Below are 24,487 nucleotides of genomic sequence, written 5' to 3'. Positions count from 1 at the left end.
TCTCCCTCACCCCGGCACAATCTACGAGTACCCGCCCGACCACGTGACACCAGTGGACTATCTCGTCTCGGACCTCCATCTCGACCACGACAACATCATCGAGTACTGTGACCGGCCGTTCGACTCGGTCACGGAGATGAACGAGACGCTGGTGGAGCGCTGGAACGCGGTCGTCGACCCGGGCGACGAGGTGCTGTACGGTGGTGACCTGACCATCCGCTCGTCCGCCGCGGCGCTGCTGGACTGGCTCGAGGAACTCCACGGCGAGCTGGTGTTCCTGCTGGGCAACCACGACGGGACCGTGCTGGAGGGGCTGGACCGGGTCCGGTTCGCCGAGGAGTACCGCTTCGAGCATCGTGGGGTCCCGTTCCACGCCGTCCACGACCCGGCGGACGGCCCCTCGAACCACGCGGGCTGGCTCCTCCACGGCCACCACCACAACAACTGGCCGGACGAGTTCCCGTTCGTCGACCACGACACGCGGCGCGTCAACCTCTCGGTCGAACTGCTGGACTACCGGCCGCTCGCGACCGACCGGCTGGTCGACTACCTGGCCCGTGGCGAGCGATTCACCGACCGGGCCGCCGCCGAGCGCACGGTGGGGGACGATGACTGACTCCGAGGGCGGCCCGGTATGTCGTGTCGCGGGCCCGACGGTCGACCTGCTGGTCGTCTCGGACCTCCACCTCCGCGCGACGGGCGGACGATACCCGGTCGATGACCTCCCGGTCGCGGCGCACGACCTCGTGGTATCGCTGGGCGACATCATCGACGAGAACCGCGAACACGCCCCGTCGGCAGCAGCGGGCGAAGCCTACGAGGAACGGGGCCGCGCGTTCCTGGAGCGCCTCGACGAGCGGGGCGTTCCCGTCCTCGCGGTGCCCGGGAACCACGACCCCCTCACCTGCACACGGCGGCTGAGCGACGGCCTGGCGAACGTCCACCCGCTCCACGGTGAGACCCGCCGGGTGGCGGTCGATGCGGGCTGGTCGCTGGCGCTCGCGGGCTGGGGCTGTGAGCAGTTCGACTTCACGCCGGCCCTGCTTTCGCCGGACTACCCGGAGATTCCGGTCGGGAGCGACCACCGGACGCCCGAGGCCGTCGCCGAGAGCCTCCTCGGCGCAGTGGGGGCGTACCTCGATGGCGCGCTGAGCGCGGCACAGCTCGCCGACCGCCTCGGGACCGACCCGTCGGACGCCGCGTTCGAGGCCTCGCTGGCACGCCTCGACGAGCGCTTCGGGACGCTCGTCGAACTGCTCGGGGACGCGCAGCCGACCGTAATCGCGAGCCACGTCTCCCCGTTCGGTGTGCCGTTCGACATCCGCGGTCAGCACTCCCACGACGGGAGCCACCACTTCGGCTCCGTGGCGCTCCGCCTCGCCCTGGCGGCGACCGCCGTCAGCGGCTGCCTCTCCGGACACACCCACCAGCGCGGCCTGACCGCGGTGCCGACGACCGCCGGCCACTCGTACGCCCACAACCCGGGCGACGCCGGGGTGTCGAGCGTCTCCGTCAGCCGGGACGGAACCCTCCGCACGGAGGCGGTCGAGGTGGGATGGCGATGACCCGGCCGCCGGCGCGCAACGCCGACCCGGAGCGGCGAGGCCACGACCACGACGGCGCGGCCTTCGCCGGCCCGGGGACGCCGACCTGGACCCACACGACGGAGGAGCCCATCCTCGCCCGGCCGGCGGTGGGCGACCGGCGGGTCTACACCGGGACCCGGAGTGGACGCGTCCTGGCGGTCGACCGCACCGATGGGCGGGTCGTCTGGGAGCGGGAGCTCCCGGCAGAGACGGTCACGGCGCCCGTCGTCCTCCGGAGCGGGGCGGTCTTCGTCGCTGGCTTCGACGACTTCGGGCGTGCCGAGACCACGGTCCACGCCCTCGACGCCGGGACCGGCGAGGACCGCTGGGCGGCGGGCACCGCCCGTGGGTCGCGCGCGCCGCCGGTCGTCGCCGGGAATCGTGTCGTCGTGAGTCACGCCGACGACTCGCTCGTCGTCCGCCGCGCGAGCGACGGAACGGTGGCGTGGGACGCGGCCGCGGCCAGCGGCGACGCCGCGGTCGCTCGGGGAACCGTCTTCCACGCGACCGGCGACGGAGTGGCGGCCTACGGGCTCTCGGACGGCGAACCGTGCTGGAGCCGGACGCTCGACGGCAACAGCACCACGGCACCCGTCGCCGTCGACGGCCTCGTCCTGACCGGCCGGCGGTCTGGGGACCTGTACGCGCTCGACGCCGGGACCGGCGAGCCACGCTGGACTGCCGACCTCTTCCGGCCGGCGTTCCACGACGACCTCCGGAACATGGGCCGTGACGGACAGGGGCCGCCGGCCAACCGGTCGGCCATCAGCACGCTGAGTGTCACGGCGGACACGGCGTTCGTGGGGACCTGCAACGCGGTCTTCGCGCTCGACGTGGGCGACGGCACGGTCCGCTGGGTCCGAGACCTCGACTGCGATTACGTCCACAGTTCGGCGGCGGTCGGGGGGCGGCTGCACCTGGGTACGGCGGACGGCTCGGTGTACGTGCTGACGTACGACGGCGACGTCGAGTACCACCTCTCACCGTCGAACGCGACCACGGCACGGGCCACGCTGGCCGATGGAGCACTGTTCGTCGGCGGCGAAGCCCTCCCCGAGGGGCCGCACAGCGCTCCGACATCGGGGTTCCTGTCCGGGTACGTCGACGGCTGATGGCGCCCTTCGTCCGACCCCGGACGGGAGTCGTCGGTTCCGTCACGGGGGGCGTTCACAGCCAGCACGACCCCCGAAGGGATTTACACGTGACGCGAGCAGTCACGGGCAGATGACGCTCGCGGAGCTGCGCCGCCTGGCCGAGGCGGTTCGGCTGGAGCAGGAGCCGCCGGTCGAGGCCATCGAGACGGCCAGCGACCACCTTCCCGGCGAGCCGCCGGTTCGCCGGGCGGCCCACGAGGTCCTGGTCGCCGCCGCCCGTGCCGACCCGTCAGAGGCCTCCCGAGCGGTGGCGGCCGTCGTGACGGCGTACGAGTGGAACGACAGAACCGGGGTCCCGGGCTCGGCAGTACTGACGCTGCGGACGCTCGCCGTCCTCCGTCCGCGGGCCTTCATGGGGAACGTCGAGCCACTGGTGCGAGCGGCCAGCGACGGGATGGGCGACGCGGACCCGGCGGTGACGGGGCTGCTCGCCGCGCTCGCCCACCGCGTCCCGAGTATCCTCACGCGGGCGGTCGCGTGGCACGTCGCACATGCCGAGGAGGGAATCTACCAGGGGGACGGCGGCTACCGGCTGGTCGGTATCGCCGGGGCGACGGCGCCCACCGCGGCCCGACCCACCGTCGCCGCCGCGGTGGAGGCGCTGGACGGGACGGACGGGGAGCGACCCGACCCGGAATCACTGCGCCGGGCGCTGGAGACACTCCGGGTCGTCGGGACGGTCCTCCCGGCGCTGGTTCCGGATGTCGAGCCGATCGTCGCCCGCCTCTCGCACGACGACGCCGAGGTCCGAGAGGAGGCCGCGGAGACACTCGCCACGGTCGCACGCGACCGTGAGGGGCAGCTCCCGTTCCAGGAGCCGACGACGGACCGCGTCGTCTCCGCGCTCGCGGTGGCGGCCGAGGACCCGGTGGACGAGGTGCGACAGGCGGCCTACGAGGCGCTCGGCCGGGTCGGTGCCGCCGAGCCGCGGCTCGCGGCGGCCGCCTGGGCGCCGCTGCTGCGGGCGCTCCACGACGAGACGTACCACCCGCAGGAACAGAGCGTGGCGGCCGTCGAACTCGCGCGCCTCGCGGCCGTCCGTGGCCCGGAGCGCCGGCAGGAACTCCTCACGGAGCTCACCGACGCGCTCCTCGAGAGACCCTCGCTGTGGGGCGCCGTGGAGCGTGCGGTGGCGCTCTGGCGGGAGCGCGTGGAGGACTGGTCGCTCGCCGCTGTCCCGCTGGACCTCCGGACGCGACTGGTCCGGTACCTGCTGGGGCTGCCCCACTGGGAGGTGTGGGATGCCGACGCTCGGGAGCCACTCGTCTCGTTCTGCTGCTCGATACCCGAACCGGTCTTCGAGCCGCTCGACACCGCCGCGCTGGCCCACCGGGAGGCACGGGTACTCCGACAGGAGCCGGGGCACCCGCATCGAACGGCGGCGCTGGCGGTCCTGTCTGTCCTGGGCCGTGTCGACGAACACGCCGCCTCGGTGACCGTCGGGCAGGTGCTCACGGCGTTCCAGGGCGAGGACCCGGAGAGCCCCGCCGAGTACGTGGTGGCGCTGGAGCGCGTCGCGACCGGCGCTGCGACGGCGTCGGCCCGTGAGAGCGCCGTCGCCGCCCTGACGACCACGCTCGACCGGACATCCGAGGAGAGCCCCCGGAACCGTCTCTCGGAGGCCCTGCAGACACTCGTCGAGCAGGACCCGACGATGGCACCGGTCGTCGTCGAGCGGTTCTGCAGCCGGCAGCGTGGCCCGGCGATGGGCGACGCGCCCGCAGCGTTCCGGGCGGCCACGCTCGCCGCGCCGGCGGCGCTGGAGCCCGCGCTGTTCGACCTGCTCGGCGTCGCCGCCGGAGCGCCCCCGCCCGGTGCCACCGCCGATGAGGACGACGAGACAGCAGAGGACTCGGCGGAGGAGTCCATGTCGCTGGGGGAACTGTTCGGCGACGGGGAGGCGGACGAGGGCCCGGACACCGGCAGCCCGGTCGCCCCGCGGCGGGAGGCGGCGCGAGCGGTGCTGGCTGGGGTCGCGGCGGTACCCGAGACGCCTGTCATCGGTCCTGCCGAAATCAAGCCCTTCCTCTGGCAACCCGACCACGACGACAGTGTGGTGGCGGCGCTGGCCGGGGCGCTGGCGATTCGCGCCGACCACTTCGACACCCGCCGGTACGCGGTCGAACGCCTGCGGACGCTGCTCGCCCGGGAGACGACCGTCGCCTGTCCTCGCGAGGCGACCGCCGGCTCCGACGTGGTCGTCGACGCGAGCCGAGCGCTGGTCGCCGTCGCGGAACACGACGCCGACGCGGTGGCGCCCGCGGTTCGGACGCTGGCCGCGTGCGAGGCCACGGCCACGCAGCGGGCACTGGCTCGAATCGCGATAGCCGACCCACGATACCTGTCCGAGGCGCTCGCTCGACTCCGGACGCCGGACGACGGCGTCGGGACCGGCGGCGCCGACGCGTCGGACGCCGCTCGCCACCGGGACCCGCTGGCGGCCCTGTGGCTGCTGGCGGCCTACCCGGCGCTCGCGCCGGCGCTCGTCCCCACGCTGGCCGCCCGCTGCCGGGCGCCCGACCCGCCCGACAATCCGGTGCCGACCGTCCACCATGCGTCGCCCGTCCCCGGACCGAGCTACCGCCATCGGGTGAACGACGGCGTCCCGGACGAGCGGGCCTTCGAGCGGACCGTCGTCGAGGCCCTCGCCGAGGTGCCGGGAGCGGCCGCGACCGAGTATCTGGAGCGGGCCCGGTCCGTCCCCGACCCAGACACCCGGGCCACGGCTCGTCGGGCGCTCGACGACCGACCGGTTCACGACGCGACGGGAACGACCGGGGCCGCGCCGGACACGGACCCCGGAGCGGTCCCGGCCGTCCGCGCTGTGACACGACCTCTCGCGACCCCCGCGGAGTCGGCCGACAGCGACCGGCTCGAATCGGCCGCGAAGGGGTTGGACGTGGTGGGCGCGGCCACGGCTGCCGACCCGGAAGTCCGGCGGGCGGCGGCGACGGCGCTCGGCTTCGTCGGGCATCGGGCCCCGGCGGACGCCGCCGGGGCGGTCTGCGGGCTGCTGGACGACTCCGACCCTGTCGTCGTGGCGCACGCCGCTCGCGCGGCGGGGGAACTCGCCCGGGTCGTGCCGGATGCGGTCGGGCCGCTCGACCCCGCACTCCGGGCCGCCACCGGCGGACCGCCGGCGACCGACGAGGCGGTTGTGACCGCGCTCGGTCGGGTCGGTATCGCCACGGACGGAACCGAGTCGGTCGACGCGCTGGTCGAGCGCCTCTGGGACCCCAGTCCGGGCGTGCGCCGGCGGGCGGCCGCGGCACTCGCGCGTGTCGTCCGCCACGACGAGACGGCGGCGAGCGACGCGGCGCCGGCGCTCGAACGCCGGTTCCTGACGGACCCCGACACCCGGTGGACCCTCGCCGTCGCGCTACTGGCCGTTCCGTCGGCCGCCGTCGAGAGCCCCGAACGGCTCGCGACCGGACTGGTGGGGGCGCTCGCCGGCTACGACGACGGTGCCGCCGACGGTGACGGCTCCGAGGAGGTGGCGGGAGCGGCGGCCGACGCCACGCACGGCCTCGCGCGGCCGCTGGACCCGGAGCGCCCGGACGGGGAGGTCGGGCGCGTGTCGGCCGGCCACCTGCTCGAACGACTGGCTCGCACCGACCCCGACGCGGTCCGCGTGGCGTTCCACGAACTCCCGGCCGAGATCGACTGGGAGGACCGGCTCTCCGGTCCCGCCCACCCGGTTCGGCGGACGCTCCCGGCGCTGGCGACGCTGACCACCACACTGCCCACCCTGTGCGTGCCGGGGGAGGCGTCGCTCGACCATCTCCTCGACGAGACGACGGTGACGAACCGGTGGCTCCAGCTCGGCGCCCGGGTGCTGGCCCGGACCGGCACGTCGCTCCACCTGGCCCATCTCGAGGAGGAGTCGGCGGACCGCGAGGTGGCCGCGGACGTCGCTCGCTACCTCGTCCACACCGAGCGCGGGGCCCGTGACGAGGCCACCGCCACGGTTGCCGAGTCGGCACTCGACACCTGCGAGGCGGCGCTCGCCGTCCGCGAGATGTACGACGACGGGCGGCATCGGGAGGGGGCGATAGCGGCGCTCCGTGGCCTCGTCGAGGCGGACGGCGACGCGGTGGCCGAGGTGGCCGCGACACCGGTACGGCGGGAACTCACTGCCACGGGGTGGGAGCGCCGGGTCGACGCCGTCACGGCCATCCCGCCACTGGTGCAGGCAGGCGGGCTCGACCCGGACGCCGCCGCCGGACTGCTGTTCCGCCGGCTGGAAGACGACGTGATGCGAGTCCGTCGCGCCGCGGGCACCGCACTCGCGACCGTCGCTCGGGAGACACGAGCCGGCGTCCGCTGCGTGGTCGCGCTGCTCGCCTACCGGCTCCGGGTCGGAGCCGACCACGGGCCGCACGGGGAACTCCGGGCGCTGGGCGTGCTCGGGGCCCGCCATCGGTTCGTCAGGGCGGACTGTCGCGAGGCACTGACGGCCGCGGCCGACCGGCTGGACACTCCGCTCGACGAGTTCGCCGAGGCGGCACTGGACGTCCTCCGGGGACGGGCCGACCCCGAGGCGGCCTGAGTGGGGCGGACCGACTCCGGGACAGCCGGTGTGGAGCGACCCGAGCGGGGCGACCGTCGCCCGTCCCGGTGGCCCGCCTCCCGGCATATGGTATCGGCCCCCACTCCTGGACAAGGCATTTGTCACTCCCGCTGGGAGTGTCGGGTACTGCTTCACGGCGGGGGCCGGGCCGGGGACTGTCGAGGCCCGACGGTGCCGCGACCGACGCCGCGCCGCAGCCACCTATCATGACCGGGAGTGACCCCACTCACGAGACCGACACGGACACGTTCGGCGGCCGCCCCACCGAGGCGGGCGCCCCGACCGAGACGACGTTCGGCCACCTGACCGTCCTCGAGGACGTGAGCCACGAGCAGGTGCCCGAGGTCGAAGAGGACGCCTACTTCCACCGGCCAGCCACGAGCGACCACACGGACGTCGACATCGTCACACGGGCGCTGGAGGCGTCGATGAACGTCGTCCTCAAGGGACCACCCGGCGTCGGCAAGAGCTTCCTCGCGCGCTACCTCTGTGCCCGGACGAACCGGCCGCTCTACCGGATCACCCTCTCCGAGACGACCTACCGCGAGGACCTGCTCGGGCACATGCACCTCGTGACGGCGCCGGGCGGCGAGAGCGTGACCGAGTGGGTCGACGGCCCGCTGACCCGGGCGGTCCGCGAGGGCGGGGTGCTCCTGCTCGACGAGATCAACGCCGCCGACGCCAACACGGTCGCCGCGCTCAACGCCGTGATGGAGAGCCACCGGACCCGGTCGCTGACGATCCCACAGACCGGCGAGACCATCATCCCGCACGAGGAGTTCCGCGTCGTCGCCACGGCCAATCCGGGGTATCAGGGCACCTACGAGCTGAACGCGGCGTTCGAGGACCGCTTCCGGCACGTCGAACTCGACTACCTCCCCGCGGAGCTGGAGGTCGACCTGGTGTTCCGCCGGAGTGACCTCTCCCGCGAGCGCGAGCCCGATGTCGAGCGACTGGTCGCGTTCGCCGGTCGGCTCCGGGAGGCGTATCTCGACGGCGAGCTGTCGACGCCCATCACCACCCGCGAACTCGTCCGCATCGCGACGTTCATGGAGGACGGTTTCATGGACCTCGTGACCGCGACGCGGAGCGAACTGCTCGCTCGCGTCCATGCCCACGACGAGTCGCTGGTCGAGACGCTCATCGACAAACAGCTCTGAGCGGTTGGCCCGCATCCACCTCCCGAGGAACACACATGTATCTGACCCCGGACACCGACCCCGGCCGGCTCTCCCGGCTCGCGCTGCCCGACCGCCGCTCCGCGGAGAACCGTCGGGAACTCGAGCGGCTGGCGAACATCTGCACGCCACGGTCGGTCGACGTGTCGGTCAGCTTCACGGAGCGTGAGGCGTCCTGCCGCCCCGCCGACACCGGTGACGAGGACGACGGCTCCGGGTCCCGGACCGGGGCGGAACATCGCCAGCGGCACGGGGGCAGCGCCGGCCCGCTCGTGACGGAGTCGTACGTCATCCGCCTCCCGACCGAGCGCATCGAGCAGGGACGGACCGACATGCATCCCCGACGCTGGGACCGGCGCGTCCAGGTCGGCCTTCTGTTCCACGAACTCGGCCACGTGCTCTACTCGGACCTCCAGCGGTTCGGCGACTGGCGCTCGCATATCGCTCCGGAGTGGGAGGAGCTGTTCCGGACCGTCTACAACGCCGCCGAGGACGGCGTCGTCGAGGCGCAGATGGCCGCCGAGTTCGATGTCGGTGAGGACTTCGTCGTCCTGAACGACGCCTTCGCACAGCGCGAACGCCGTCGTCACCGCGCGTACGTCGACCTGTTCGACGACGGGGAGCCGGCCGGAGCGGGGTCCGGTCGTGGCGGCGACCCGGCCCGAGAGCCAGGTGCCCGCAGCGGGGGCTCCCCCGCCGGCCACTCGGGCACCGGCCCGGGCGCACCTGGTGTGGCGAGCCGGGACGGGCCACCGCTCGAGTACACGGTGAAGGAGGCGCTGGGCATCGGGCTGCTGGACCACGGTTTCGGCGATAGCGGTCGATTCGAGGCGCTCCTCGACCCGGACGACGAGGCGCTCGTCGTCCGGAACGGCCGCCACGACGTGCTGGTCGAGTTACAGCCGAGCATCGAGACGTACATGGACCGGATGTTCGCCGAGCCCGACGGCACCCGACGGGTCGACCTGGCGGCCGCGTTCTTCCGGACCGTGCGCCCAACGCTGGAAGCCCTCCCCCCGGCACAACTGCAGGCCGGCCAGCGCCGCGCCGGACGACCGCACGACGCCATCCCCGTCGCCATCACCGACCCGCGCCCGGCCGACAGGCTGCCGGGACTCGCCGCCGACCAGGGCGAGGACGGGACGCGGCGTTCCGGCGACCGGACGGGCCGCGGAACTGGTCCCGGCAGGGAGGTGCTTCCGGGGCGGCTCGACCGGGGGACCGTCCGCCGCGCCGAGCGGTCGCTGCGGGGCGACGACGCCAGCCGGGCGCTCGACGACTCGGACCCGCTCCGGCAGGAGGCCGAGCGGCTGCTGGAGCTGGTTCGCGAGTCCGAGGAACTGGACCGGGTCGGGATTCCGGAGCCGGAACCGGGCAGCGGCAACCGCGAGCGGTGGGAGACCGCCGCCCGGGACGCACAGCGGCTGTCCGCGGCGCTGGAGACACAGCTGCGCCGCGAGCGCCGCGCGACCCGGAGCGGCGGCCACCGCGTCGGGTCGCTCGACTCCCGGCGCGTCGTCGACGTCCGGCGGGGGTCCAGCCGGGTCTTCGAGCGGGTCGAGCGCGGCCCGGAGAAGGACTACAGCTGCCTCCTCGTCCTCGACCGGTCCGGCTCGATGTCCGGGGCCGTCGCGGCCGCCGAGGACGCCACCGCCCGCCTCGCGGTCGCGATGGCCGGCGTCGGTGTCGACGTCTCCGTGCTGTCGGTCCACCAGAGCCTGCCGTGGCTGGAGCTGCCGTTCGGGGGGACGCCGGGGGACCACGTCGACCGGCTGCTGAGCGGCCGGGTCGGCGGCAGCACGCCGCTCTCGGCCGCACTCACCATCGCCCGCGAGCGTGTCCGGACCGGACGGGGCCACGAGCCACTCGTGTTCGTCGTCACCGACGGCGCCCCGAACGACGAGGAGCGCTACGGGGCCGTACTCGACGCCTGCAACTTCCCGGTGTTCGGCGTCTACATCGATGCGGGCGACGGCGCCGCCCCCGACCACACCGAGTTCTTCGACCGGCTGGTCGTCACCGACCCGGACGCCGTCGGGACGACCCTCACGCAGCTCGTCCGGACCCTGTTCCGGCGGGGCTGAACCGCCCGACGCGACGGCCGGAGGTTCGAGGGACCCGTCGACAACGCCTTTGTCCGTCGCCCGACTCACGCTCGCGCATGGTGCTCTCCGAGCTGGGGCTCCCGGCCGGCGGGAGCTACTGGTTCGCCCGCTTCCTCGTCCGGCGGGGACTGGCGCTGCTCTACCTGCTGGCCTTCCTCGTCGCGGCGTTCCAGTTCCGGCCCCTGGCCGGTGAGGACGGGCTCCGGCCGCTTCGTGAGTACGTCGAGCGTGCCGAGTTCCGCGAGCGGCCGAGCCTGTTCTACTACGTCCCGAGCGACCGCGCCATCGCCGTCGCGGCGTGGGCCGGGGTCGGGCTCGCGGCGCTCGCGCTCGTCGGTGCCCCGGCCGTCGTCCCGGCGCCGTTCGCGCTCCCGGCCTCGATGCTCCTCTGGTTCCTGCTGTGGGCGCTCTACCAGTCGTTCGTCAACGCGGGTGGCGTCTTCTACGGCTACGGCTGGGAGTCGATGCTGCTGGAGGTCGGGTTCCTCGCGGTCTTCCTCGGTGACCCCGGGACCGCGGCGCCCGGGGTCGTCGTGTGGCTCCTGCGCTGGGTCCTCTTTCGCAACATGTTCGGCGCGGGACTCATCAAACTCCGCGGTGACGACTGCTGGCGCGAGTTGACCTGTATGGACTACCACTACGAGACCCAGCCAATCCCCAACCCGCTCTCGTGGTACGCCCACCACCTGCCCGACCGGTTCCACCGCGTCGAGACGCTGGGCAACCACGTGGTCGAACTCGCGGTGCCGTTCCTCTACTTCGCACCGCAGCCGTTCGCGGCCGTCGCGGGCGTCGCGACCATCGCCTTCCAGGGCTGGCTACTGCTCACGGGCAACTTCTCGTGGCTCAATGCGCTCACCATCGTCCTCGCGCTCAGCGTGCGCCCGGCGCTGAACACGGTCTCGGAGACGCAGGTGATGAACACCTCCTACGACCCGCTCCACCTCGTCAACACGTACGGCGCGTTCGGCTCCATCACGCGGGACCGGTACGAGCTCGTCGTGCAGGGCACCGCCGACGAGGACCCCGGCCCGGACACGGAGTGGCGCACGTACGACTTCAAGGGCAAGCCCACCGACCCCGCGGAACGCCCCGGACAGGTCGCGCCGTACCACCTCCGGCTGGACTGGCAGCTCTGGTTCGCCGCGATGGCGCCCACGCCCCGTCGGAGCCCCTGGTTCCCGCGGTTCCTCCGGAAGCTACTGGAGGGCGACGAGGCGACGCGCTCGCTGCTGGCCCACGACCCGTTCCCGGACGGACCACCCGAACACGTCCGCGCCGTCCGCTACCGCTACGCGTTCACCTCGCCCGCCGAGCGGGCTGAGACCGGCCGGTGGTGGAGCCGCGAACGGGTCGGAACCTACGTTCGGCCCATCTCGGAGGGAGACCTCGGGAGCCATCGCTTCGGGGCGGGTCTGCGATGAGGACCGCGGGCGTGACTCCCCCGAGGATGTGACTCTTGTTCCCGGGGCGAGATGCCCCCGACATGGAACGGTTCGTCCAGTACATCCTCGGTGGGGGCATCGCGCTCGTCGGCGGCCTCTGGGTGCTGGCCGGCGTCGGGCGGGGAACGCCCGTCTGGACCGGCGGCCTGGTCGCCGTGCTACTCGGTAGTCTCGGGCTCGCGGTCGGCATCGGCACCGAACTGGCGGTGTGACCAGCGCGGCGGCCGGGTGGCCAACCTTTTACCCCCTGCACGTGCCGCTCTCACCGATGCGCGTACTCGTCATGGGCGCGGCCGGCCGGGACTTCCACGACTTCAACGTCGCCTTCCGGGGTCGCGAGGACATCGAGATGGTCGCGTTCACCAGCGCCCCCGGCCAGAACCTCGGGGAGGTCGAGGGCGGGCACGACCGCTACCCGCCGGCGCTCGCGGGGGAGGGATATCCCGACGGCATCCCCATCGAGCCGGAGGCGGACCTCGAGCGGCTCGTCCGCGAACGGAACGTCGACCGGGTCTACTTCTCGTATTCAGATGTCTCCCACGAACACGTGATGCACGCCGCCTCGCGGGCGATGTCGGCTGGCGCGTCGTTCGGCATCCTCGGGCCCGAGGACATCTGTCTGGACGCCGACGTGCCCGTCGTGGCGGTCGACGCCGTGCGCACCGGGTGTGGCAAGTCGCAGGTCGCCGGCGCGTTCGCGGACGCGCTCTCGGGGCGTGGGCTCGACGTGAGTATCGTCCGCGAACCGATGCCGTACGGCGACCTGGCCGAGAGCCGCGTCCAGCGGTTCGGCTCGCACGAGGACCTGGATGCCGCGGACGTGACCATCGAGGAGCGCGAGGAGTACGAACAACACATCGACGCCGGCCACGTCGTCTTCGCGGGTGTCGACTACGCCGATGTCATCTCGGCCGCAGCCGAGGAGGCGGACGTGCTCGTCTGGGACGGCGGGAACAACGAACTCCCCTTCGTCCGCCCGGACCTGCACGTCGTGCTCGTGGACCCGCTCCGCCCGGGTGACGAGACCCGCTACCATCCCGGCGAGACGAACCTCCGGCGCGCCGACGCCGTCGTCTCGAACAAGGAGAACAGCGCCGACCCCGACGACATCGAGCAGGTCGCGGTGAACGTCCGAGACCTCGCCCCCGGCGCCGACCTGTTCCACGCCGACTCCGTCGTGACCGTCGATGACCCCTCGCTCGTCGAGGGGGCGTCGGTGCTCGTCGTCGAGGACGGTCCGACACTCACCCACGGCGACGCGAGCCACGGCGCGGGGGCCGTCGCCGCCGACCGGTACGGCGCGGCCGAACGCCTCGACCCCCGCAGCGGCGCCGTCGGCTCCATCGCGGACGTGCTCGAGCGCTATCCACACCTCGACCGTGTGCTCCCGGCGATGGGCTACAGCGACCAGCAGGTCGCCGACCTGGAGGCGACCATCCGCAACGTCGACCCCCAGGTCGTGGTCTCGGGGACGCCCCACGACCTCTCGCGGCGGGTGGACGTGGATGCCCCCATCGTGGACGTGACCTACGAGGTCGACCTCCACGACACGACGTTCGACGGCCTGCTCGACCGGTACGCGGGCCTGCTCGGCAGCTGACCGGGCTCGCGATATACTGACGCGCGCCTCTCAGCCGTGGATTCGGGTGCCGGCCTCACCCTCGACGGCCGCGGCCACGTCGTCCGGATGTACGACGATGGCCCGTTCCCCGCCCCCGTCGAGGAACGCCAGGCAGGCCCAGACCTTCGGCCCCATCGAGCCCTCCGGGAACTCGCCGGCTTCGAGGTGGTCCCGGAGGGCGGCCGCCGACACGTCCGTCAGGGCTCGCTCCTCGTCGGTGCCGTAACCCACACAGATGTGTGGAACGTCGGTGAGGAAGACGAGGTCCGTCGCGTCGACCACCTCGGCGACCTGCCGGGTGGTGTAATCCTTGTCCACGACGGCGGGAACGCCCTCGAACCCGCCCGATGGCTGTTCGACGACGGGAACGCCACCCCCGCCCCCGCAGACGAGCGAGTGGCCGGCGTCGAGGATAGCCTCGATCTCGGGGGCCTCGACGATGCGCTCTGGGCGCGGCGAGCGGACCACGCGCCGGTAGGGCCGCTCGCCGTCGCCGACCGCGCGGGTCTCGAATGGCTTCGACTCGGCCTCGGCGGCGGTGTACCACGGCCCGACCGGCTTGGTCGGCTCGGCGGCCTCGAACGCCTCGCGGTCGACGGCGACCAGCGTCACCAGCGACGCGACGCTCCGGTCGAGGTGCCCGTCGAGCGCTCGCTGGAGGGCGTAGCCGAGCTGTGCCTGTGTCTCGGCGACCAGTACGTCGAGCGGCAGCGACGGCGTCTCGTCGGAGGCCTCCTGTTCGAGCAGGCGGTTCCCCACCTGCGGGCCGTTCCCGTGGGTGAATACGACCTCGTCGTAGCGGTCACGGACGAGCGGTGCGAGTTCGCCGACCGTCTCGCGGACGGTGGCGACCTGTTCGTCCCACTCGTCCGCGCCGGACTCGGCGATGGCGTTCCCACCGATGGCGATGACGGCTCGCGACACGTCCGGCACCCACGAACCGCCGGAGCAAAAATCGGTGGCCTCCCCGGGAGCGAACCGCACTCGGGGATGCCCCCGTAGCTACGCGGTGCAGGCGAGACAGGGCCGCGTCCGCCGAGTCAGAACGGGACGGTGACGCCCATCGCCATCGTCCCCATCCCGATGGCGGCCAGTCCGACGGCAACGAGCCCCAGGGCCAGGACGACCAGTGCGGCCGTCCGGAGTCGTCCCCGTCCCGTGCCCGAGTCGGACCAGGGTTCGTCACCGGCCCGTCGGCGCTGGCGGAACTCGCTGAACGTGAGCGTCTCCATCCCCTCGTGGCCGCATTCGTGACAGGCCCCCGGCCGCTCCTGGTAGAGCTGGTCGCAGTGGGCACACGCGAATCCTCCCACCATACCTGCTATTGACCACCCGTTCACCATCGTCCTGCTGCCGGAATCCACCGGGGATTGAAGTGTGGGTGGCTGACACACGGCAGCTCCCTGTACGACACCCGTCGCCGGGAACGGGCGTGACGGCCGCGGAACAGTGCCGTCGAACAGTGCCGTCAGAGCAGCGCCGTCAGCGCGGTGACCGGGCGCCCTTCGAGGGTATCGACGTGGCTCAGGATGGTGTCTCGCTTGCCCTCCGGGAGTCGCCGGGCGGTCTCGTGGAACTTCACGTCCGGCGTGTAGGTCTGGATGTCGTCGCGGCCGCGGCCGTTGACATCCCGGGTGATACACTGGACGAACGACTCGTAGGTCGCGTCGTCCCCCGCGGCGGTGTCGTCGACGCCGACCGCCGAGCGGAAGGGACCGCCGCCGCTGGTGGTGACGCTGACCTGTGCGCCGAGGACACCGACGCCGAGGTCCGGGGCCTCGTCGAACTTGAACCACAGGTCGCGGATGCGGTCGTCGGCGATGGCATCGCGCTCGTACTGCCGGTCGGTGAGTTCGCCGTGAAGGAGCGCGGCGGCGAGCGGGTAGCGCCCCCCGAACAGGAGCGAGATGTAGGTCCAGTCGGGCTGGTCCTCGTCGAGGACACGGTCGAGGACGGCGTCGTCGGCCTCGTTGAACATCGTTGCCGTCGAGGCCATGGGGAGGTTCATGTGGACACGGACCGACTCGATGTTCGACGGGTCTGTGGGGTCGACTCCCTCCTCGACCAGCTGTCCGCGGACGTTGAGCATCGCCTGGATGGCGGTCATGGTGAAGCCGTCGCAGGGGTAGCGCTTGTTGAAGTACTGCTCCCGGCGGAAGCCCCACTGGTCGACGGGCGTCCCGTCGGTCGCGAGGTCGTCGACGGCGGGCCACATGTCGCGGGGGCTGCGCACGTCGGAGACACGGTAGCAGTAGCCCAGCGGGTTCTCCAGCAGGTCGCGGCGGCCCGACAGGCCGTCACGGGCGAAGAGGGCCGCGCGGACGCCGGCACCGGTCGGATCCGCCGTGACCATCCCCTTCGCCTCGGCGGTCCACGCCGGGATGGAGGTGAGCTGTGGCTGCGTGGCGGCCGTGCCGACGGCGTCCTGCAGTTGCCCGGCGTCGAGGCCGAGGAGTTTGCCAGCCACGAGTGGCGTCTGGACCTGATGGAGCGGGAGCGCCTGGCCCGTGTTCGTCAGGTCCGTCATGAACTGGCTGGTCCGGGCGAGCACCTCGTTGCCGGCGACGATGGCCGTGATGAGCTCCTTCCCGGAGACGGGCTTGCCCGCCTCGCTGGCGGCTTCGGCGGCCGCGAGGGCGGCCGGGATGATGGCCGCGCCCGAGTGTGCGAGGTTGGTCCAGTCCTCCCACTCCAGCACCTGACAGAGGTAGCTGTTGGCCATCGCGGCCTCGTGGGGCGAGGCCGAATCGAAGCCGACGACGGTCGCCGGCCCCTCGCTGAACCCGACCGTCGAGTCACAGAAGGTGCGTCCCGGCTCGGTCGCGCCCCCCGCGACCATACAGCCGAGCATGTTCTTCAGTTGCTCCTTGGCGAGTTGCACCTGCTCCTCGCCCAGCCGGTCGTAGGAGAGCGCCGCGACCCACTCGGCGAACTCGCGGGTGAGGTCGGGCGCGTCGTTGGTGCCGAACGCGCGCTCGCGCACCTCGCCAGCAGGGTCGTTCTGGACGCGGTTGACGGTCGCGAACGAGGCCGGTTCGCCCTCGCACTCCGGGACGCCGCCGCGCTGGAAGAGTCCCTCCAGCGTCTCGGCCGTGAACCGCGGGTCCTCGTCCGGGTGCGGGACGTGCGCGAGGACGTACATCACCAGCACCAGCCCGACGAGCGTGTTCGCGTCGTCCTTGTTCGGGTAGGTGTCGCCCGCGAGGATGGGCGCGAGGCCGGTGTAGTCGCCGTACAGCACGGCCTCCCAGTCGGCTTCGTCCATCGTCAGTTCGGCGTGGGCCGTCGGCGTCACGCCGGGGGTCGCCGTCGCGCCCGCGGTCCCGAGCGTGAGCGTGTACGAGCGCGCCGGGTCGGCCTGTCCGTCGGTGTCATCGTCGGTCTCCGGCTGGACGACGTGGACGTTGTACGTCTGGTTCGTGAGGAAGCGGCCGAAGCGCGTGGCCGTGATGATGGGCCCGCCGGCGGCCCACTTCGTTGCGAACAGTTCCAGTCCCGCCTCGACGCTCCGTGCCTCCTCGGGAACCGCCGTGGCGGTCTCCTCGGCGTCGACCTCCTCGACGGCGTGCTTGCCGAGCAACGCGAGCGAACCCAGCCCGCCGATTCCCTGGAGTACCGACCGCCTGTCGAATCCGTTCATACACCCCGGTTCCGGTACTCCCGCATGGTCCTGTTCCCGTTCAAGTAGGGCTGTATAAATCACGAGCGCGTCCGGCGGCGCGGGCGCTCCACGGCGAACGGTCCCGGGACGGGTATCGCGCGGCCCGTCCGTCGCCGACAGACCACCCGTCCGCTCCCCGCTGGGCGGCGCGTGGTATCCGGCCGCCGCCACCGTGTTCTCGGCGTCCGCGGGGCGAAGCGTTATGCCGCTGCCGTGAGGTGTGTGCCCATGCCACCACGAACGGCCACCTACGACTACATCATCGTGGGCGCCGGCTCCGCGGGCTGTGTGCTCGCGAACCGACTGAGCGCGGATGACCAGACGACGGTCCTCCTGCTGGAGGCGGGCGAGCCGGACGACCAGCGCGAGATATCGATCCCCGCCGCGTTCCCGGAGCTGTTCCACGAGGAACCGGACTGGGACTACCACACCGAGCCACAGGACGAGATGAACGGCCGGGAGCTGTACTGGCCACGCGGGAAGACGCTCGGCGGGTCCTCGAGTATCAACGCGATGATCTACATCCGCGGGCACGCCGAGGACTACGACGAGTGGGCCCGGCGCGGCAACGAGGGCTGGGGGTACGACGACATGCTGCCGTACTTCGAGCGTGCGGAGGACTTCCGCCCCGGGAACCGGGAGTACCACGGCACGAACGGGCCGCTCGCCGTGAGCGAGCCCCAGTCGCCGCGCGGCATCTCGGAGACGTTCGTCGACGCGGCCGCCGAGGTCGGGTACGAATGCAACGACGACTTCAACGGCGCCCAGCAGCAGGGCGTCGGCCTCTACCACCTCACGCAGAAGAAGGGCCGCCGCCACAGCACGGCCGACGGCTACCTGAAGCCGGTCCTCGACCGGGCGAACCTGACCGCGAAGACGGGCGCACACGCCACACAGGTCGTCCTCGAGGACGGGCGTGCGACCGGCGTCGAGTACCAGCACGAGGGCGAGCGCCTCGTCGCGGATGCGAGCGAGGAGGTGCTGGTCTCGGCGGGCGCGGTGGACTCGCCGAAACTCCTGATGCTGTCGGGTATCGGCCCCGAGGACCACCTCCGGGAGCACGGCATCGACGTGGAGCGTGACCTGCCCGTGGGCCAGCACCTGCAGGACCACCTGTTCGCGTTCGTCGTCCACGAGGTCGACGCCGGCTGGCACTCGACGCTGGACGACGCCGGAAGCCCAATCGACCTGCTGCTCTACTTCGGAGCGAACCGGGGGCGACTCACCTCGAACGTGGGGGAGGGCGGCGGCTTCATCCGCGCTGGAACCGCCGACGACCTCGACGCACCGGACCTGCAGTTCCACTTCGGCCCGACGTACTTCATGCGCCACGGGTTCGACAACCCCGAGGAGGGCCGAGGGATGTCCATCGGGGCGACGCAACTCCGGCCGCAGAGCCGCGGCGAGATTCGACTGGCGTCGGCGGACCCCTTCGACGACCCGGCCATCGACCCCAACTACCTCGACGAGCAGGCCGACGTGGACGCGCTGGTCGAGGGGCTCCGACGGGCCCGCGAGATAGCGCAAGCCGAGCCGTTCGACGACGTTCGCGGCGAGGAGGTGTGGCCCGGTGCGGACCGGACCACCGACGAGGAGCTGGCCGAGCACGTCCGCGAGACCTCACACACCGTCTACCACCCCGTCGGCACCTGCCGGATGGGGAGCGGCGACGACGCTGTCGTCGACGACGACCTCCGGGTTCACGGGGTCGAGGGGCTCCGTGTCGTCGATGCCTCGATAATGCCGACGCTCACGGGCGGGAACACGAACGCGCCCACGGTCGCCATCGCCGAGCGTGCGGCCGACCTCATCCGCAGCTCCTGAGCCGCTCGCCGCCCGGCTCAGCGCTCCTCGAGGAACGCTTCCGCCTTGGCCTCGCCACGGTCGAGCAGATCGGTGAGGAAGTCGGACGACCGGTCGAGCTTGCTCGGCTGGTCGAACTGCTGGTCCAGTTCGATGCGCCGGATGGTCGTGTGCGAGAACTCCGATTCTGGGAGGCGCCCGGCCTCGACCCAGTCGTTGACCTGTTCGATGAACCGGAGCTCCTTGTTGAGCGAGATGTTCCCCGAGAGCTCGTTGCGCCGGTCGGCGATCTCGTCCGGCGAGGTCGGCAAGCCCTCCCGCTCCTGTGGGTTTATCTGGACGACCCACAGCTCGTCGGGCTTGCGCTCGGGGGCGACGTGCATGAGGTCTCTGACCGGCGGGTTCTGGCTGAACAGCCCGTCCCAGTGGTAGTGCCCGTGGATCTCGACCGCCGGAAACAGTTCGGGGACGGCCGCGGATGCCAGCACCGCCTCGGCGGTCACGTCGTGGTCGGTGAACGTCTCGAACTCCCCGGCGTTGACGTTGACCGTACCGATGACGAGATGCGGGCAGTGCTCGCGGTCGCAGAGGTCCCGGACCGCCGCGAAGTCGACGTGGCGCTCGACGACCTCGCGGAACTCCCGCTGTGCCCGCTTCGCCGAGGGGAGGTAGTACGGGCTGACCCGCGGGACCGGGAAGCCGCTGACCTCGACCCGGTTGAGCCAGACGAACGAGTCGTTGGTCCACCGCTCCATCGGGCTCGCGGCCGCGATGTCGGCCCAGACGGCGTCGAGCAGGTCGCAGGCCCGGCCGCTCCCCTCGGTGGTGAGCCCGTACCACGCGGTGACGGCGTTGACCGCGCCGCCGGAGGTCCCCGAGAGGCCGACGAGCGTGTCCTCGTCGTTCCAGTTCCGCAGGAGGCCCCGCAGGACGCCGGCGGTGAAGGCCGTGTGACTGCCGCCGCCCTGGCAGGCGATGGCGACGCTCGGCCCCTCGTCGTCGGCCCCTTCCAGAACGTCACTCATACGTGGTGGTGTAGCCGCCGTCCCAGAGCATGTCGCCGCCGTTGAGGTGCTGGCCGTGCGAGGAGAAGCCGAAGGTGAACAGGTTCGCCACCTGCGCGGGCGTCATCATCTCCTTCGTCCGGGCCTGTCCCAGCATCACGTTCTCGACGACCTCGCTCTCGGAGATGCCCCGCTCCGCGGCCGTGTCGGCGATCTGGTTCTCCATCAGCGGCGTCAGGACGTAGCCCACCGAGACGGAGAACGAGCGCAGCGAGCCCTCGCCCTCGGCTGCGATAGAGCGTGTCAGCCCGCGGAGGCCGTGCTTGGCGGTGATGTAGGCCGCCTTGTCCTGGGTGGCGTAGTGGCCGTGGACCGAGCACATGTTGCCGATGGCGCCGGCGCCGTCGTCGGCGTTCTGGATGTGGGGCATCGCGTGCCTGGCCGTGAGGAACGGCGCGCGGAGCATCACGTCCAGCAGGAGGTCGTACTGCTCCATCGGGAAGTTCGAGATGGGTGAGATGTGCTGCATCCCGGCGATGTTGGCGACGTACCGGAGCTGGCCGGCCTCGGCGGCAGCCTCGACCATCGCCGCCACGTCCTCGTCGTCGGTGAGGTCCGTCGGGGCCTCGTGGAACGCTCCCTCGTCGGCCACGTCGGCCACGATGTCGGCGGTTCCGCCGAGGCCGTCCTCGTCGATGTCGGCCCCGACGACCGTGAGGCCGGTCGCCGCGAGGCCCGCGGCCGTGGCCCGGCCGATGCCGGACGCCGCGCCCGTGACGAGCGCGACGTTGTCGGGGGTGAACCGCGGGTCGTCGAGCGTGAGGAGCGACTCACGGGTGAGGTCCGTATCAGGGAGGTCGGCATCGGACATACCAGTCACCACACCCGGGGAGGACAAAACGCTACGCCCGACGCGTGGCGTGTTCCGGGTCGGGCCAGCAACTCGACGCTCACCACGCGCGCGCCGACCACCGCGGACACGCCCACGCGCCGCCTCCGTAGCGGAAGTGACGCCCCATCCCGACCGATGAATGGTTATCTGGCCGTAAGCAATCGCGTTATCGCTGACGTTCTATTGAATTGCGGCAGATATCTCCCAAAGTGGGTCGCGAAAGCAAAAATGGGGCAGGCGCGGGGCGAGTTCCGTCAGACCAGGTCGGCCCGGTCGGCGTGTACCGTGGACTGGATCCAGGCGTCCTCGTTCTCCACGTCGTACACGAGCAGGTCGCCGTCGTCGGCCTCGATATCGTCGTACCGTGACAGCGAAACGGCGTCGATGCCGAGCGTCGGATATCGTCGGTTCGACCGGTCGTCCGCGTCCAGTTGGGTATCGGGAGTGTCCACGTCGTAGCGCCTCGTTGCGCCGGCTACACGGGACCCCGGTATAGGTCTTTCCGGACCGGACCAGACCGACCTGGCTCGTCACCTGGTGGTGTGGAGAACGGCGAAGGGGAGAGGGGGAAGGGGCGGGACACAGAGCCCGATGCCCCGGCGCGCTCGTGCCCGCTGCCGCGTCGGCGCTGCCGTGGCCAGCCGAGTCACCATGTCCTGATTCGCTCACTCGGCCGGCGGTCGCGCTCGGTTCGGGGCGAACCACTCGGTGCCGCCCCACCACCGACGAAGGGTGACAGGATACTGGGGTTGCTGGCGAACTGTTCGGTCCCTTATGTCGCTGCGGTCGAGACGGGCACGCTCCAGCGCCTGCGGGTGGGCTGCGCTCCGGGAGGTACCTTCGTGAGAGGACGACAAAGACCTCGGGCGGAGCGGACGAGAGACGAACCGCGGACCGAACGGCGAGAACGGGACGGTGGCGGCGGACAGCGGACAGGGGGAGGTGTGGTGTCGGGGGCGACCGTCGCGCCTACTTCCGGGCGATGATGGTGCCGCCGGCGCCGACCGCGAGCGGCGTGGGGCCGTCGACGACGGATTTCAGGTTATCGCCCGTTGGCGTGGCTTCCTGTGCCCACTTCGAGCCGTCGCGTCGGAAGACGGCGCCGCCGCCGCCGACGGTGTAGGACACCTCGCCGACACTCACATCGCGGAGCTGGGCGTCGCCGAGGTCGGCCCGGGTCCACTTCGACCCGTCCCACTCGAGGACGGTGCCGCCACCGCCGACGACGGTCACGTCGTCGAACGCGTCCGAGTCGACACCGAAGAAGTTGTTGTTGGCGTCGGCGACGCCGGTCTTCTCGTAGGTGCCGCCGTCGTCGGTCTCGAAGACGGTCTTGTTCCCGTCGACCGCGTGGCCGTCGCGGCCGCCGAAGAAGTCGATGGCGTTGACTGCCGACCCGCTCCCGGGCGTCGTGTAGTTCCAGGTGCCGGTCTTGCCGCCGTCGAAGGAGAAGTAGACCTTCCCGGAGTCGCCCGCGACGTAGACGTTCGTCCCGTTCGAGGTCGGTCGCGTGCTCACGTCGTTGAAGTTGTTCGTCACGTCCATCGGGGCGGAGTAGTCCTCGAGGTTCCCGGTCTCGACGTTGAACATCCCGATGGCGCCGGACGACCCGACGAACCAGAGGCAGGACCCGTGGCAGGAGACGTCGGAGCCGTACAGCGAGTTGCCGTTGCCGGTCGGGCCGCCGTCGAGGACCTTCGTCCAGCCAGCCTCGTCGCGCCGCAGGACGACGCCGCCGGCGCCGACCGCGTACGCGCCGTTGCTCGTGTACTCCACGTCGTAGATGGTGCTGCCGGTGGGGGTCTCCTCGACCGTCCACTCGGCATCCGAGTCGGCGGCAGCGGCGCTACCGACGACGGTCGTCGCGACCGCCGTCCCGGCGATACCTCGCATGAACGCACGTCGGGTCGTACCTTCCTGCATCACATTCCTTCGTAACGGGGGAGCCACACAATCGATGACGGCGAACAGTTCGGGGCCTTTTGTAGTACGGCAGAACCGCGCGAGGGGAGCGAGATTCCGCGACCGGCTGAAGCGAAAACGGGTCGGGAACTGGCCGGGGGGACGACCCCCCCGTCGCGTATCGGGCGACGAACGGAAGCGCCGCTCGGTCAGTCGGGGATATCGAACGCCTGCTGCACGAGTTCGCGCTGGACCGCGCGGAGGTGTTCGGAGAGCGTGGCCTTCGCGATGCCGAGGTCGTCGGCGACATCGGCCGCCGAGGGGCCGTCCGGGTCGAAGTACCCGCGTTCGACAGCCGCGCGTGCGACCTCGCGCTGGCGGTCGGTCAGCTCGTCGATGTCGAGGATGGTCGTCTCGGAGGCCGCCGAGACACCCTCCGGGGCGTCGTCGCCGGCGCGGATGAGCTGTTCCAGCTCGACCACGTAGTCGGCCGCGCCGAACGACTCGATGACGCGTTCGACCTCGCGCGTGTCCAGGGCCGCGAACGAGCAGCGGAGCGCGTCACCCTCCCAGTGCGTGTGATACGCATCGATCGGGAGGAAGCCGAAGCCGTGACCCAGGCAGTGTCCGTGCCCGCAGGCACTCACAGCCCCGTCCTCGCTCTCGACGAGCGAGGGGAGTCGGCAGACCGTGCCGTCGCCGGCGCGAACGATAGGGTGGGCGCCGAGTTCGACCAGCCGCTCCTCCGGGGCGGATTCCACGACCACCTGGGGCGCCCGGCCCGGCGCACCGGGTGCGACCAGCTCGCGGATGCCGAACTCCCCGGCCAGCCGCGTGACCGGACAGTCACGGACGGGCCGGACCACCACCCGGGCGTGGACCGCGTTCGAACTCGCGAGCGGTGACGACACCGGCTTCGACATGCTTGATGCTCCGGTGTACCCCTTGTGACAAAAGCGTTCCCGGAACCGGGCGTTCAACGGGCGCCCTGGAGCCGCACCCGCCGGTCCACCCACTCGGTCAGTCTGTCGAGGGCCGTCCGCTCCGCGTCGCTCACCGGCCCCTCGCCCAGGTCGCCGTCGAACGCGTTGGCCACGACCAGTGAGGCGCCGCCGCAGGCCACATCGAGCGGCGACGGGTCACCGGTAGCCTGGAACGGGATGGTGGCGTCGTTGATGAAGACCGCGCGTGCCGGCGGGGCGGCGTCGAACAGCCGCTCGGCGTTGCGTCCGTTCGCACGCGCCAGCTCGAGCGCACGCTCTGGGTCACCGCCGCTCTCGGCGCGCGGCGCGTGCGCGACGAGGGTCCCCGTCCACGCGACGCGGGGAACGTCGAACCGGTCGAGCCGCCCGCCAAGCACCGCTCCGTCCCGAACGACCGTCGGCGCGAAGTCGAGCACGACCACGCCAACCCGCCCGTATCGGTCGATGTACTCCCGGAGTGCGGCCGCGGTCCGACGCGTCTTCCCCGCGTTCGAGGGGCCCGTCAGGACCGTCCGGCCGGTCGCGGGGACGCCGGCGGCCAGCGGGTCGTCCGCGTCCGTCGGGTCCATATCGTCGGGCACGG

19 protein-coding genes are annotated in these 24,487 nt (G+C 71.9%); 10 read left to right on the top strand and 9 right to left on the bottom strand.

Annotated features, from left to right (window positions below; translation table 11 throughout):
* Nucleotides 1-43 precede the first annotated feature (43 nt).
* From NL115_RS17715 to NL115_RS17675, 9 genes are all read left to right on the top strand, one after another.
* Nucleotides 44-616, top strand: coding sequence for a metallophosphoesterase (locus tag NL115_RS17715; protein WP_254830648.1), 573 nt, complete (start codon nt 44-46; stop codon nt 614-616).
* Nucleotides 609-1,565: a metallophosphoesterase family protein gene (locus NL115_RS17710; protein WP_254830647.1), complete on the top strand. Its 957-nt coding sequence runs from the start codon at nt 609-611 to the stop codon at nt 1,563-1,565. The genes NL115_RS17715 and NL115_RS17710 overlap by 8 nt, the downstream gene beginning before the upstream one ends.
* Entirely contained in the window at nt 1,562-2,698 is a 1,137-nt protein-coding gene (locus tag NL115_RS17705) for an outer membrane protein assembly factor BamB family protein (RefSeq protein ID WP_254830646.1), read from the top strand. The genes NL115_RS17710 and NL115_RS17705 overlap by 4 nt, the downstream gene beginning before the upstream one ends.
* 112 nt (nt 2,699-2,810) lie before the next feature.
* Nucleotides 2,811-7,289, top strand: coding sequence for a HEAT repeat domain-containing protein (locus tag NL115_RS17700; RefSeq protein WP_254830645.1), 4,479 nt, complete (start codon nt 2,811-2,813; stop codon nt 7,287-7,289).
* Between the two features lie 227 nt (nt 7,290-7,516).
* Nucleotides 7,517-8,470, top strand: a complete 954-nt coding sequence (locus NL115_RS17695) for an AAA family ATPase (RefSeq protein WP_254830644.1) — start codon at nt 7,517-7,519, stop codon at nt 8,468-8,470.
* Between the two features lie 35 nt (nt 8,471-8,505).
* Nucleotides 8,506-10,572 (top strand): VWA domain-containing protein, encoded by a 2,067-nt coding sequence (locus NL115_RS17690; protein ID WP_254830643.1) that lies wholly within the window; start codon nt 8,506-8,508, stop codon nt 10,570-10,572.
* 77 nt (nt 10,573-10,649) lie between these two features.
* Nucleotides 10,650-12,017, top strand: a complete 1,368-nt coding sequence (locus NL115_RS17685) for a lipase maturation factor family protein (RefSeq protein WP_254830642.1) — start codon at nt 10,650-10,652, stop codon at nt 12,015-12,017.
* 62 nt (nt 12,018-12,079) lie between these two features.
* Nucleotides 12,080-12,250, top strand: coding sequence for a hypothetical protein (locus NL115_RS17680; protein ID WP_254830641.1), 171 nt, complete (start codon nt 12,080-12,082; stop codon nt 12,248-12,250).
* A 56-nt stretch (nt 12,251-12,306) separates the two neighbouring features.
* The gene (locus tag NL115_RS17675; RefSeq protein ID WP_254830640.1) at nt 12,307-13,638 is read left to right on the top strand and encodes a GTPase; all 1,332 of its coding nucleotides are present in this window, start codon (nt 12,307-12,309) and stop codon (nt 13,636-13,638) included.
* A gap of 30 nt (nt 13,639-13,668) precedes the next feature.
* Here NL115_RS17675 and NL115_RS17670 read toward each other — a convergent pair whose 3' ends face one another.
* From NL115_RS17670 to NL115_RS17660, 3 genes are all read right to left on the bottom strand, one after another.
* The gene (locus NL115_RS17670) at nt 13,669-14,583 is read right to left on the bottom strand and encodes an amino acid kinase family protein (protein ID WP_254830639.1); all 915 of its coding nucleotides are present in this window, start codon (nt 14,581-14,583) and stop codon (nt 13,669-13,671) included.
* A gap of 116 nt (nt 14,584-14,699) precedes the next feature.
* A complete protein-coding gene (locus tag NL115_RS17665) occupies nt 14,700-14,975 on the bottom strand; it encodes a hypothetical protein (RefSeq protein ID WP_254830638.1) in 276 nt (91 codons plus the stop codon).
* 152 nt (nt 14,976-15,127) lie between these two features.
* Entirely contained in the window at nt 15,128-17,299 is a 2,172-nt protein-coding gene (locus tag NL115_RS17660; RefSeq protein ID WP_254830637.1) for an MmgE/PrpD family protein, read from the bottom strand.
* A 249-nt stretch (nt 17,300-17,548) separates the two neighbouring features.
* Here NL115_RS17660 and NL115_RS17655 point away from each other — a divergent pair, with 249 nt between their 5' ends.
* On the top strand, nt 17,549-19,144 hold the full coding sequence (locus NL115_RS17655) for a GMC family oxidoreductase (RefSeq protein ID WP_254830636.1): 1,596 nt from the start codon (nt 17,549-17,551) through the stop codon (nt 19,142-19,144).
* Between the two features lie 17 nt (nt 19,145-19,161).
* Here NL115_RS17655 and NL115_RS17650 read toward each other — a convergent pair whose 3' ends face one another.
* From NL115_RS17650 to NL115_RS17625, 6 genes are all read right to left on the bottom strand, one after another.
* Nucleotides 19,162-20,148, bottom strand: a complete 987-nt coding sequence (locus NL115_RS17650) for a patatin-like phospholipase family protein (protein ID WP_254830635.1) — start codon at nt 20,146-20,148, stop codon at nt 19,162-19,164.
* Entirely contained in the window at nt 20,141-20,998 is an 858-nt protein-coding gene (locus NL115_RS17645) for an SDR family oxidoreductase (RefSeq protein WP_254830634.1), read from the bottom strand. Before NL115_RS17645 ends, NL115_RS17650 begins: the two co-directional genes overlap by 8 nt.
* A 275-nt stretch (nt 20,999-21,273) precedes the next feature.
* Nucleotides 21,274-21,471: a hypothetical protein gene (locus NL115_RS17640; RefSeq protein ID WP_254830633.1), complete on the bottom strand. Its 198-nt coding sequence runs from the start codon at nt 21,469-21,471 to the stop codon at nt 21,274-21,276.
* A gap of 517 nt (nt 21,472-21,988) precedes the next feature.
* Nucleotides 21,989-22,912 carry a beta propeller repeat protein gene (locus NL115_RS17635; RefSeq protein ID WP_254830632.1) on the bottom strand — a complete coding sequence of 308 codons (924 nt, stop codon included), beginning with the start codon at nt 22,910-22,912 and terminating at the stop codon, nt 21,989-21,991.
* A gap of 218 nt (nt 22,913-23,130) precedes the next feature.
* The gene (locus tag NL115_RS17630) at nt 23,131-23,844 is read right to left on the bottom strand and encodes a helix-turn-helix domain-containing protein (RefSeq protein ID WP_254830631.1); all 714 of its coding nucleotides are present in this window, start codon (nt 23,842-23,844) and stop codon (nt 23,131-23,133) included.
* A gap of 53 nt (nt 23,845-23,897) precedes the next feature.
* Nucleotides 23,898-24,473, bottom strand: coding sequence for a hypothetical protein (locus NL115_RS17625; protein ID WP_254830630.1), 576 nt, complete (start codon nt 24,471-24,473; stop codon nt 23,898-23,900).
* Nucleotides 24,474-24,487: the final 14 nt, after the last annotated feature.

Source organism: Haloglomus salinum, assembly GCF_024298825.1.
Taxonomy (GTDB): domain Archaea; phylum Halobacteriota; class Halobacteria; order Halobacteriales; family Haloarculaceae; genus Haloglomus; species Haloglomus salinum.
This window is presented reverse-complemented; position numbering and strand designations above follow the sequence as displayed.

Bases quoted from the DNA above. Each gene is read 5' to 3' on its own strand.
- NL115_RS17710 (WP_254830647.1), top strand. From the start codon at position 609: ATGACTGACTCCGAGGGCGGCCCGGTATGTCGTGTCGCGGGCCCGACG.
- NL115_RS17705 (WP_254830646.1), top strand. From the start codon at position 1,562: ATGACCCGGCCGCCGGCGCGCAACGCCGACCCGGAGCGGCGAGGCCAC.
- NL115_RS17700 (WP_254830645.1), top strand. From the start codon at position 2,811: ATGACGCTCGCGGAGCTGCGCCGCCTGGCCGAGGCGGTTCGGCTGGAG.
- NL115_RS17695 (WP_254830644.1), top strand. From the start codon at position 7,517: ATGACCGGGAGTGACCCCACTCACGAGACCGACACGGACACGTTCGGC.
- NL115_RS17690 (WP_254830643.1), top strand. From the start codon at position 8,506: ATGTATCTGACCCCGGACACCGACCCCGGCCGGCTCTCCCGGCTCGCG.
- NL115_RS17685 (WP_254830642.1), top strand. From the start codon at position 10,650: ATGGTGCTCTCCGAGCTGGGGCTCCCGGCCGGCGGGAGCTACTGGTTC.
- NL115_RS17680 (WP_254830641.1), top strand. From the start codon at position 12,080: ATGGAACGGTTCGTCCAGTACATCCTCGGTGGGGGCATCGCGCTCGTC.
- NL115_RS17675 (WP_254830640.1), top strand. From the start codon at position 12,307: ATGCGCGTACTCGTCATGGGCGCGGCCGGCCGGGACTTCCACGACTTC.
- NL115_RS17665 (WP_254830638.1), bottom strand. From the start codon at position 14,975: ATGGTGGGAGGATTCGCGTGTGCCCACTGCGACCAGCTCTACCAGGAG.
- NL115_RS17660 (WP_254830637.1), bottom strand. From the start codon at position 17,299: ATGAACGGATTCGACAGGCGGTCGGTACTCCAGGGAATCGGCGGGCTG.
- NL115_RS17655 (WP_254830636.1), top strand. From the start codon at position 17,549: ATGCCACCACGAACGGCCACCTACGACTACATCATCGTGGGCGCCGGC.
- NL115_RS17650 (WP_254830635.1), bottom strand. From the start codon at position 20,148: ATGAGTGACGTTCTGGAAGGGGCCGACGACGAGGGGCCGAGCGTCGCC.
- NL115_RS17645 (WP_254830634.1), bottom strand. From the start codon at position 20,998: ATGTCCGATGCCGACCTCCCTGATACGGACCTCACCCGTGAGTCGCTC.
- NL115_RS17635 (WP_254830632.1), bottom strand. From the start codon at position 22,912: ATGCGAGGTATCGCCGGGACGGCGGTCGCGACGACCGTCGTCGGTAGC.
- NL115_RS17630 (WP_254830631.1), bottom strand. From the start codon at position 23,844: ATGTCGAAGCCGGTGTCGTCACCGCTCGCGAGTTCGAACGCGGTCCAC.
- NL115_RS17625 (WP_254830630.1), bottom strand. From the start codon at position 24,473: ATGGACCCGACGGACGCGGACGACCCGCTGGCCGCCGGCGTCCCCGCG.